Here is a 9,823-nt window from a genome sequence, read left to right as displayed (position 1 = left end):
CCGTAGCAACGACGGCCAGGACCACACGTCTATATTTTGGCATTCGGTGAAACACGCCGAAACTAACAAAAGACTTTAAAATAAGCGCTTTTCGACTACCCTGATGCAGGCTGTTTCAGCGGGCTTCACCAGAATAAGGGCCAGGCCCTAAGCCTTCCGGCGGTCCGCACGACAAGCTGAGAGTCTCAAAGCCGAGCCCTTTGGTCCCAAGCCTTAGGAGCCGAACCACATGGATAGTAGCATTGCTCCCTCCTCCGCCGGCAAGCGCGGCCGCAACAGCAGCGTCATCCTGACCGACCGCCTATGCGAAAAGCGGATGGCCAAGCGGACCAAGCTCTACGACCGCAAGTGCCCTGGTCTCTATGTCAGCATCACTGCGGCTGGCGCAGCAACCTTCTCGTGCAAGTTCACCGACCGGCAGACCGGGAAGCAGCGCACCGGCTGGCTCGGCGTCTACAATCCGGAGACCTTCACCGTCGAGGACGCCCGCAGCAGGGTCTACGGCCTGAAGGGATTGGGGGCCAACGCCCTCGCCGAGAGTTTCCGGGACCAGAAGGCCAAAGCGGCAAAGCGCGGCAAGACAGTTGCCGAGATCATTGAGGAGCGGATCGACTGGATGAAGACGCGGGTCCGTAAGCCGGACGGCGAGATGCGGCCCCGGCTGGAGGCTTGGGAAAATACGGCGAGCCACCTGCGCCGGTTTCTCGGTGCGAGGCTTGGCAAAACACTCGCGAGAGACGTCACGAAGCACGACATCGCGACACTCTCGAACGACATCGTCGCGGGGAAGTTCGGCAAGCCCTCGGTCAGCAACGCACGTCACATGCGCAAGGCCGCGTCGGGCCTGTTCAACTGGGCGGCTGAAGCTGGCCGCGATTATGTGACCGCTAGCCCTTGCGTCAACCTGCCGAAGCTCGACCCGGAACACCCGCGCACCCGCGTCTTGTCGGAGGACGAGATCAGGATCTTCTGGCACGGTCTGGACCGCGACGACCTTCCCTGGGATCGGCGGATCCGGCTGGCGCTCAAGTTCGAGCTGGTCACCATGCTCCGCTCGCGCGAGCTGCTCAGTGCGCACCGGGATGAGCTATTCGACCTCAATGGCGACAACCCGCGTTTCGACGTGCCCCTCAAACGGGTGAAGAAGCGACGGGTGATCCAGCAGCCGCTGTCCGATCTGGCGGTTGAAATCATCAAGGAGGCGCTGGCGTCCGCAGAACAGCAGTTCGTGTTTGAGAGCCCCTTGTACAAGGGCCAGCCGATCCACCGCAAGGCAATGGCCGACGCGCTACGCGGCACCAAGCACGAAACGAACAAAGATAAGACCAAAACCGCCGGCCTCTGTGAGTTGTTGGGCCTGAAGCCGTTCACGCCGCACGATCTGCGGCGGACGGCGGCGGCGTTGGCGGGCGATCTCGGCTTTGATGATGCTGCTATTGCCAAATGCCTTGACCACGCGGTGACAAAGAAGGTCGACACCATCGTGCCGACCGTCACGGGCAAGGTCTACAACCACAGTAAGCGGATGAAAGAAAAGCGTGCGGTGCTGGACGGAATCGCCACCGAGCTGCGGCGAATCATCGGGACCCCGGTCACGAAGACCTCCGGCCAGGAGGGGCCGCGGCTTGCCGCGTGACCGAGTGGGGTCATCTCGATGAGCGTTAGGCCGGCACGCCTGCCGTGCGAACTAGGCCATCCCCTGCGCATGAAATGTTCACGCGCAAAAAGCCTTTATAAACAATGCAATAAGTCTTGAGTGTCGTCATTTGTGTCGCGATCCGCTGGGCGACCTTTAGCTGTGCATAACATTGCGATGCGGGGCCCTGCATCTGGTGCTTGCACCCTGGCTCCGCCCTGCGCTGTAGTTAGAGACGCGCGCTGGTGCGTTCAAAGGTCGGGTGCGTCATTGCATGCGCGACGGACAGACGCGCACCACGGGCGTCCTCTGCGAAAGCCTATCAGGACGTGCGTCTCGTCCGTCGGGATGATGCTGGCGATGGGATGGCAACGAGCCAACTGCTACAGAGCCTATGAAAGTCTGTCGATGCTCGTGAGAGGCTCGATCAGCGATTTCGCGGAAAACGGCTTTGTGAGATAGGCGAGACAGCCGGATCGAAGGGCGGCCTCGCGAAACGAAGGGCTATCTTTCCCGGTCATGAAGATGACGGGCACCGACTTGCCAGCCGCTTTGAGACGGTGCCTCAACTCGATGCCTGACGCATTGCCTAAGTTGATATCGAGAAGGACGTAGAGCGCGCTGTCGAAATCACGGTATTCTGCAAAGGCTTCTGCAGACGGAAATAGCACGCTGGCGTAGCCGAACTGTGCCAGCAGTCGCTCGATGCTTCGCAACATCGAGGGGTCGTCATCGACGACCAAAACAGGGTCGGCTCTGCCCACAGAATGCGGCTCCAATGATGGGCGGGAGCGCAACGGTCTATCGGCCACCGATCATTAGCCGCTGGCAGCTCTCTGACGACTTAACATATGTTATGTCGGGTCCCCGACGTACTGTCCTTTAGGACAATGAAGCCGTCTGTTGGCTATCGTGGATACCACTTAAAACTCCAACTCGCTCGGCAACCGAAACGAGTTCGGCCAATGTCCGAACCTGCATTTTCTCCATGACCCCGTGGCGATGAGCCTTGATCGTCCGCTCGCTCGCTCCCAAGATCCTACTGATCTGCTTATTAGTGTTACCGGCAACGATGAGTTCAAAAACCTGCCGCTCGCGCGGCGTCAACTTTCCGATGCGGGCGTGAACGGCATCCAGTTTGGTCTGTTGCTCGCGGAAGGCTCGGTGGCGTGCGAACGCCCGTTCAATTGCCGCAAGAAGATCGTCGGACGTTACCGGCTTTGTCAGGAAATCCTCCGCGCCCTCCTTCAAGGCGCGCACCGTGACCGGAATATCGACATGACCGCTGACGAATATGATCGGCACTGTCGAGCCGAGTTTTTTTAAACGCTTTTGCAGCGCCGGACCGTCTACGCTGGGTATCCGTACGTCGAGGAGGATGCAGCTTGGAAAACTGTCGCTCGGTAGCCGGTCCAGCAAGGTCTGTGCTGACGCATAGACGGCGACCTCGTAACCGGCGTGCTTCAAATGACGTTCCATCGCCGTCAGAAAGGACGCATCGTCGTCAACAATATGCACGAGACCCGGCACGTACCTGTCCTCTCCGCCCGTAGAACGATGCTAGCAAGGAAGTGCAACCTGAGCATCATGAATTTGTGGGCGGCGCTGGCGACATACGCCCTCCGCCATCGGTGGGCCCGGGGTCCTTCTGAGGTCAGGGTTTGTGGGGGGACCGCGCGACAACACCCTCTCAAGATATTTCACCCGGGCATTTTCTGGGTTGCGTTGCGGGATCGGTACCAAATGGTGATGCATGTTCCGGTAGTCGTTAGAAGGTGATGACGGTACGCGACGCGGTCGCAAAAGCTCATCATCTCTTGATGAGGTCTGCTAGCCGTGCCAGCCTGACAGTGCACCTCGCGTTGCGATTGGGACTGCATGTTGAAGGCGTTCGCATTATCGATTTGTGCTGGCTTCCTTCTGCAAGCGACTTGTCATGCTGCGGAGCTGACAGAAGACACCGCATTCGGCCCCGCGCCAGTCGCGCCAAAGATTGATTTCCAGTCGCTCCGGATCAAGGGGCTCATCGTAGCACTGCCCGGACCGCAGGATACCATCGACCCCGATTTCGCCGGCATCCGATCAAGTCTCGCGGCACTCGGGATCGGCTACGTCGGCTACACCAACAACAACTTTTACGACAACATGCTGCCCGCAGAACAGAGCACGTTCGGCCAGCAGGTCTACAATGGTCAGAAGCCAACCTTCTTCACGAATAACGTGATGCAGATGACTTACGACCTCGGCAGATCCGGGATTTCCGACGGTCAGATCGCGGTTGGCGGCATCTACAATTACGACACCTGGGCACCGGCCGGGCCGAACGCATTTAGCCTCGCGACACTCAGCTATTATCAAACCTTCCTGAACCGGCAGGTGGAATTGAAGCTTGGATATTTGGCCAATGTCGTTGAGTATTGGGGACCATTTCTGGCAGGCAATTTGTCGTCCAGCATCTTTGGACCGAGCGGACAAATTCCGGTCGCGGCGGGTCTAAGCGCCTGGGCCTGGGCGAAACCGGCGATCAACATCAAAGTCAACGGCCCGGATGGGCTATATGACAAGTTCGGTGTGCAGGTGGCGAGCAGCCCGGATGGCCCCTTCGCCGAGAAGACCGCTAACCCGACCGGCCTGGACTGGTCTACGCCGAACAGTGGATTTCTCGCGATCAACGAGGTTGGCTATCGCAAGGAGGCCGCTCCCGGCCAGCTTGCGACCTGGGCGCGTGCCGCAGCCATCATCAACACCAGCAGGTATGTCGATTTCGAATTCGGCGGTCGGAATGCCGGGAATTACGCAGCCTATCTTCTGGCGGATCGACAATTTGTCCAACTTGCTCCAGTCGAAGGTCAGGCGGCAAGGGGATGGTACGCTGGTCTCACCGCGATGTACGCTCCGCCGGAATTCAATCGCGTCAGCGAGTATTATGAGGCACGCCTCTATGGCATAGGTCTGCTGCCCTCCCGGCCGGGCGATATGGTATCCTTGGTTGTCTCCCGCAATGTCTTCAGCCACTATCTGGTCGATGCCGCCGTGCGAGGCGGCCAGCTCGCGCATACCGGCAATTTTTCGGTAACTGCAGCCTATTATGCACCCATTGCGCCCGGCATCCGCGTGGGCATCGGGCTCGGGTACACCAATCACCCCACGCCGGTAGTCTATACGCCGCAGACCGGGAGCGCCCTCAACGTGTTAGCCAATGCGACGATGTACTGGTGAGGCGACCATCGCGATGACCTCGCTAAAGCGGCGCGTTTGCGTGTGGGTCGCTGCCGTTGTCGTGCTTGTCGTGTCGATGGGGAGCACAACCGCCCAAATCCTGTCTGGCCAGATTGCCGGCCAACCGAAAAAGATTTTGCTGCTTCATACATTCGGTCCGAATTTTGAGCAGGGAGCCGCATGGAGCAGGGAAATACAGAGAGAACTCAACAAACAATCGCCTTGGCCGCTGAACATTCAGGAACACTCGCTCGTCACGGCGCTGGACGGGGACGACGCCGCCGATGCGAAATTTGTTGAGTATCTTAAGGCGCTCTATGCTCAACGGCCGCCGGATTTGATTGTCGCTCTAGGTGCACCCGCTGCCCTCTTCGTCCAGCAGCACAGGCCAAACTTCTATCCGACAACGCCGATGCTGCTTGCGGCAGTTGAGGTGCGGCGGGTTGAGCCATCCATGTTGTCGGAGCGGGACGCCTTGGCCGGGGTGCGATTCGATCAAGTCGCGGCTTTTGAGAACATTTTGCGGCTGTTGCCGGAGACAAAAGCCATCGCGATCATCCTCGGAAGCTCCCCCAGTGAGCGCTTTTGGGCTGGCGAGAACCAACGGATAGTCGGTCCACTGCTGAAGAAAAACAACGTTGAATTAATCTTTTACGGCGAGCAGCCGCTAGCGGACATACTGAAAGCAGTTGCGACTTTGCCACCGCACACTGCACTTTTTTATCAGCAGCTAGCGGTCGACGGTGCAGGTGCTGTCTATGGAGACAAGGAGCCATTGAGGCGCATCTATGAAGTCGCCAACGCTCCCATTTTTTCGTTCGATCAGTCTTATTTTGTCGGTCAGGTCGTTGGCGGCCCCATGTTTTCACCGGCTGAGGGCGCTCAACCAATGTCTGCTGTTGCCGTGCGCATGTTGGGAGGCGAGAAGATCAGCGGCATCAATCCAATCGGATTTTCAGGACCGAAATACGATTGGCGACTACTTCAGCGCTGGAACATCAGCGGGAGCCGCTTGCCGCCGGGGAGCGAAATCCTGTTTCGGGAGCAAACTGCATGGCAGCGTTATTCCTCGCAAATTGTGCTGATAGCTGCCGTTCTTCTCGCGCAAGCTGGGTTAATCTTGGCCCTGCTCAATGCACATCGTCAGCGTCGGTTGGCGGAGGTGCAAGCGCGGCAGAGAATGAAAGAACTCGCCCACGTCAACCGCTTCTCAACCGCTGGCGAACTTACCGCGTCGATAGCCCATGAAATAAATCAGCCGCTAGGGTCCATTCTGACGAACACCGAAACGGCACAGGCGATACTCAAATCGCCCAATCCGGACCTGGGCGAACTAGGCGAAATCTTGGGCGATATTCTGCGGGATGATCAGCGGGCCAGCGAAGTCATTCGAAGATTGCGAAGCCTGATGAAAAAGGCCCCCTTCGAGCCGATAGAATTGGACCTCAACGATGTTGTGCGGGATACCGTAGATTTTCTTTCCGCAGTGGCCATCGCACGACGGATCGAATTGACCAGCCTAACTACGCAAAATGCACTTCCGATCCTCGGCGACCGCATCCAACTTCAACAGGTTGTACTAAACCTTGTAGTGAATGGCATCGAGGCGATGAAGGATACGCCGCTTGAACATCGCAGCATCAGTATTCGGACTTCGCGCGTTGAGAAGTTTGCCGAGCTGTCCGTGTCAGATCGCGGACCCGGCATTCCTGAGGACAAATTGAAGCAGGTTTTCGAGCCGTTTTACACCAGCAAGGCGGAAGGCATGGGAATGGGGTTGTCCATCGCGCGCACCATTGTCGAGGCGCATAACGGGTTCATCTCGGCCGAAAATCACGGAGGCGCGACGTTCCGGATCAAGCTTCCCTTGGTCGGTTGACCCAAAACGGAAGCCATACACCGAACGCGGTGGTTTTGGCAGACCAAGCCTAAGCCAAAGCAGATGGGACAGTTGGAATGGTCATGGCCTGAAAAACCGCGCGGACCTTGCTCCAACGACAACAAGCATACGTTACGCCGCCAATTCTTTGCGAACCGCGGCGGCCGAATTGCCTACCTTGTCGACGGCCTTCTGCAAATCGTCCTTCGAGACACCAAGCTGCTTGGTCCAATACTTAACCTCGAAGTCTTCATGCATGTTGATCTTGCTGCGGTCGCGCTGGTCCCGTTTGGTGAGACTGTCGCTCATCTTCCTCCTCCATCGCCTGGACAAGCCGTTCATCGTCTAGAACGGCCAGCAGGTCATTGATTGTATTCTGGCAGTCCCGCGGGCCGGGCTCGACATAGCGAGCCAGGATGGCTTGGGCTTCTTTTACCGCTCGGGTTACGCGATCCGGCATGCCGGTACTCCACTCACTCGTGGAGAAAACGCCGTCAGGATCGCCGCGTTCCTTTGCTCAGCCCCTTGAATGAACTGGCCCGGAGCAGGCCTTCCGAGGTGATGTCCCGGTATTCAATGTCGGCGTAGAACATGGGCTCGACCCATGTGGCCTTCGGTTTCTTCACGGGCTTGGTGAGCTTCTGCTTCGGACTGACGACGGTATCGAGGGCCTTGCGGATCTCCGCCTACTTGGTCCGGCTCCAGCCCGTCCCGACCTTCCCCATGTACCGCAGCTCTTTGCCATCGTGCTTGCCGAGGTAGAGAGCGGCGACGCCGGACGGGTCCTTGACGAAACCAACAACGGGGAATTTTTCGCGCTGCACCGTCTTGATCTTCTGCCAAGCCTCGACCCGGTCCGAACGGTACGGCGCATCAACCCGATTGGAGACGATGCCTTCGTAGTTGAGCTTGCTGGCCGCTTCGAACAGCGCCTGCCCGTCCCCCTCCATGATGCTCACTGTAGAAAATGGGTGCTTCCAGCCCGTTCTCATCTATCAGCTGCTTCAGCAGCTCCTTGCGGGCAAGCTGCGCATGTTTGCGGAGGTCTACGCCGTCCAGCCACAGGAGATCGAAGGCGAAGAAAACGAGGCGGTCCTGGTCGCCTCTACCGAGGTCCGCCTGAAGTTCGGAGAAGTTGGTTCGTCCCTCATGAATGACCACGACCTCACCGTCCACGATAGCTTGACCTGGGATGTCGAAGGCGCCGGCAATGACCGAGAACCGGTTGACCCAGTTATGGCCATTGCGGGTGAAGGCCTTCAGGTCGTCGCCGTCGATGTGGAGCTGGATGCGGTAGCCGTCATATTTGACTTCGTGAATCCACTGAGCCCCCGAAGGAGCCTTCATCTTCAGGGTCGCAAGCTGGGGGCTGATAAAGCCCGGCATGGAAAGCTCGCGGCTTCTTGGCCGGTGCCTTGGTACGCTTTGCCACTCACGCAACTCACAAAAAGCCCGCCGTCGGTTGTTGGGAGCCGACGGCGGGGCAGTCTACCTACCTTATTCACGACTCTCCACAGCGAAGCCCACGCGGTGTTCCCCCGCGGTCTCTCATACAACCGCAATCGCGATTCCAGGTTGTATTTTCAACGTCAACGAGAACGGCCGCCGAACGGTTAGCGAACGCGGTGTGACGCAGCGTTCTTCCAGCGGAACGCCCTTAGTCCACTGGGACCTCTTCAGAAGATCCGGCAGTGGAGTAGCCTTCTTCAAGCGCCTTCAACGCAGCCCGAGCGTGGCGAGCGGCTTCTTCATTACCTGATTTTTGAATCTCTTCGACAGCCCAGGCCAAATACTGAATGGCGGCGTCATGGTGAGCGCTATCGCGGTCTGACATTGACTAACCTGTAAGCGTGGTCTTTCGAAACCTCGAAACGCTCAGGCGCGGCAGTCCGATCACATTTCCCGTCAGATGCCGTCCCTTGGCCGGGGCTACGCCTCCGACGCCGGCTCAGCTTAACTTGGGTGAAAGAACCTGAGCGCGGGGGCGGGGTACCTAGAGTCGCTCAAGGCATGGTGATAGCAGTGGATCGCGAATTTAAGAACGAAGTCTTTTCGAGTTTCGACCCTACCCCGGCGAAGCCCTGCGCTGAGTGTGGCAGAAAGCCCCGCTCCGTGTTGAAAATGTTAAACCCGCAAAACGGTAAAATCGTTCGCATGTTCAAGTGCGAGTGCGGCGCGCAGACTTGGACCGAGGACAAAGAGTAAGGCCGCCATAGAGCGTTCTTCAGGAGGAACGCTCTCAGTACTGGGGCCTCTTCAAAAGCTCCGGCAGCCGGGAGATTGCCTTTCCGATCCGCCTCGCCTCGTCACGGGTGAGGAATTGCTCCGCGTATTGGTACGGGCGCTGGTGAAGGTCTTCGCGGTGGGGCACCGAGCAGACGGAAAAGCCGTTTGCGTCCTTTACGCGGAAACATTGCCCCTCCTCCACCATCACCCACGGCGCAGGAAACCACCGAAGGTTATCCATCACATCCTTCGGTTTGCCGGAGTGCCCCTTATCGGCTTGCCGGACGCATAGGTCAGGCCTTCCTAGCCGCCCGCACTTGCCCGTCTCGCTCAGCGCACAGGTCATCAACCTTACTCAGCATCCTTTGAAGCAAGGTCTCAGCCGAGGCGGTCGATAACCCGGCCCGTTGAAGCTGGAGAATTTCCTTGCGCTGGCGGCTTACCTGCGAGCGCATGCGCTCGATTTCCGAGCTGAGCGGCAACGTGGTTTGGAGTTGGGCCGCCGGTCGGCGGAGCACGCTTCTGCACACGAGCTGGCCACCATGGTGAGCGGCTCGTTCGATGACCTCAGCCAAATGCTACCAGCTGACGTGTCAGATCATTTCGTCGGCGGCTTTCGCGAAGGCGTGTTGCACGTCTGGCGCGGGGCCTAGGCGTCCCTCAGCACAACACTCCTTCTACGGTGTTCGACCGCCTTTGTTAGGCCCGCAGTCCTTGCCTTCTGCCCGGACGATCTTCGCCAAGCTCTCAAGTTGATGAGCCGAGTCCAGCCCAACATGCCACACCGAGCGAAACTCAAATGAATTGCGCTGTTACGCAGGAGCTACGCTAATGCAGGGCGCGATCCGTTGCTTGCAAGCGGT

Annotated in this window: 11 protein-coding genes; 4 read left to right on the top strand and 7 right to left on the bottom strand. The window is 58.5% G+C overall.

What is annotated here, in order from left to right:
- Positions 1-229: 229 nt before the first annotated feature.
- Entirely contained in the window at positions 230-1,636 is a 1,407-nt protein-coding gene (locus tag AC0L27_RS40275) for a tyrosine-type recombinase/integrase (RefSeq protein ID WP_473323579.1), read from the top strand.
- Positions 1,637-2,028: 392 nt separating this feature from the next.
- Here the strand turns inward: AC0L27_RS40275 and AC0L27_RS40270 are convergent, their stop codons facing one another.
- Together AC0L27_RS40270 and AC0L27_RS40265 are read right to left on the bottom strand one after the other, a co-directional pair.
- A complete protein-coding gene (locus AC0L27_RS40270; RefSeq protein ID WP_473323577.1) occupies positions 2,029-2,400 on the bottom strand; it encodes a response regulator transcription factor in 372 nt (123 codons plus the stop codon).
- Between the two features lie 118 nt (positions 2,401-2,518).
- Entirely contained in the window at positions 2,519-3,166 is a 648-nt protein-coding gene (locus AC0L27_RS40265; RefSeq protein WP_473323575.1) for a response regulator transcription factor, read from the bottom strand.
- A gap of 348 nt (positions 3,167-3,514) precedes the next feature.
- Here AC0L27_RS40265 and AC0L27_RS40260 point away from each other — a divergent pair, with 348 nt between their 5' ends.
- Both AC0L27_RS40260 and AC0L27_RS40255 read left to right on the top strand, forming a co-directional pair.
- On the top strand, positions 3,515-4,855 hold the full coding sequence (locus tag AC0L27_RS40260) for a carbohydrate porin (RefSeq protein WP_473323573.1): 1,341 nt from the start codon (positions 3,515-3,517) through the stop codon (positions 4,853-4,855).
- 13 nt (positions 4,856-4,868) lie between these two features.
- The gene (locus AC0L27_RS40255) at positions 4,869-6,734 is read left to right on the top strand and encodes an ATP-binding protein (RefSeq protein ID WP_473323571.1); all 1,866 of its coding nucleotides are present in this window, start codon (positions 4,869-4,871) and stop codon (positions 6,732-6,734) included.
- A gap of 132 nt (positions 6,735-6,866) precedes the next feature.
- On the opposite strand, the gene AC0L27_RS40250 is transcribed toward AC0L27_RS40255, so the two are convergent.
- The 5 genes from AC0L27_RS40250 to AC0L27_RS40230 all read right to left on the bottom strand — a co-directional run bounded on the left by AC0L27_RS40250 (position 6,867) and on the right by AC0L27_RS40230 (position 8,568).
- On the bottom strand, positions 6,867-7,043 hold the full coding sequence (locus AC0L27_RS40250; protein ID WP_473323569.1) for a DUF3606 domain-containing protein: 177 nt from the start codon (positions 7,041-7,043) through the stop codon (positions 6,867-6,869).
- Between the two features lie 185 nt (positions 7,044-7,228).
- The gene (locus AC0L27_RS40245) at positions 7,229-7,360 is read right to left on the bottom strand and encodes an ATP dependent DNA ligase (protein ID WP_473323567.1); all 132 of its coding nucleotides are present in this window, start codon (positions 7,358-7,360) and stop codon (positions 7,229-7,231) included.
- 60 nt (positions 7,361-7,420) lie between these two features.
- Positions 7,421-7,693, bottom strand: a complete 273-nt coding sequence (locus tag AC0L27_RS40240) for a hypothetical protein (protein WP_473323583.1) — start codon at positions 7,691-7,693, stop codon at positions 7,421-7,423.
- On the bottom strand, positions 7,608-8,081 hold the full coding sequence (locus AC0L27_RS40235) for an ATP-dependent DNA ligase (protein WP_473323581.1): 474 nt from the start codon (positions 8,079-8,081) through the stop codon (positions 7,608-7,610). Before AC0L27_RS40235 ends, AC0L27_RS40240 begins: the two co-directional genes overlap by 86 nt.
- Before the next feature lie 310 nt (positions 8,082-8,391).
- Entirely contained in the window at positions 8,392-8,568 is a 177-nt protein-coding gene (locus AC0L27_RS40230) for a hypothetical protein (RefSeq protein WP_473284876.1), read from the bottom strand.
- A gap of 799 nt (positions 8,569-9,367) precedes the next feature.
- Here AC0L27_RS40230 and AC0L27_RS40225 point away from each other — a divergent pair.
- Positions 9,368-9,613: a hypothetical protein gene (locus AC0L27_RS40225; RefSeq protein ID WP_473323565.1), complete on the top strand. Its 246-nt coding sequence runs from the start codon at positions 9,368-9,370 to the stop codon at positions 9,611-9,613.
- Positions 9,614-9,823 lie beyond the last annotated feature (210 nt).

It is taken from the genome of Bradyrhizobium sp. Ken51 (assembly GCF_055807435.1).
This window is presented reverse-complemented; position numbering and strand designations above follow the sequence as displayed.

Excerpts from the sequence above, each read along its gene's own strand:
- AC0L27_RS40235 (WP_473323581.1), bottom strand. The coding sequence starts at position 8,081 with ATGAAGGCTCCTTCGGGGGCTCAGTGGATTCACGAAGTCAAATATGAC.
- AC0L27_RS40230 (WP_473284876.1), bottom strand. The coding sequence starts at position 8,568 with ATGTCAGACCGCGATAGCGCTCACCATGACGCCGCCATTCAGTATTTG.
- AC0L27_RS40275 (WP_473323579.1), top strand. The coding sequence starts at position 230 with ATGGATAGTAGCATTGCTCCCTCCTCCGCCGGCAAGCGCGGCCGCAAC.
- AC0L27_RS40255 (WP_473323571.1), top strand. The coding sequence starts at position 4,869 with ATGACCTCGCTAAAGCGGCGCGTTTGCGTGTGGGTCGCTGCCGTTGTC.
- AC0L27_RS40260 (WP_473323573.1), top strand. The coding sequence starts at position 3,515 with ATGTTGAAGGCGTTCGCATTATCGATTTGTGCTGGCTTCCTTCTGCAA.
- AC0L27_RS40250 (WP_473323569.1), bottom strand. The coding sequence starts at position 7,043 with ATGAGCGACAGTCTCACCAAACGGGACCAGCGCGACCGCAGCAAGATC.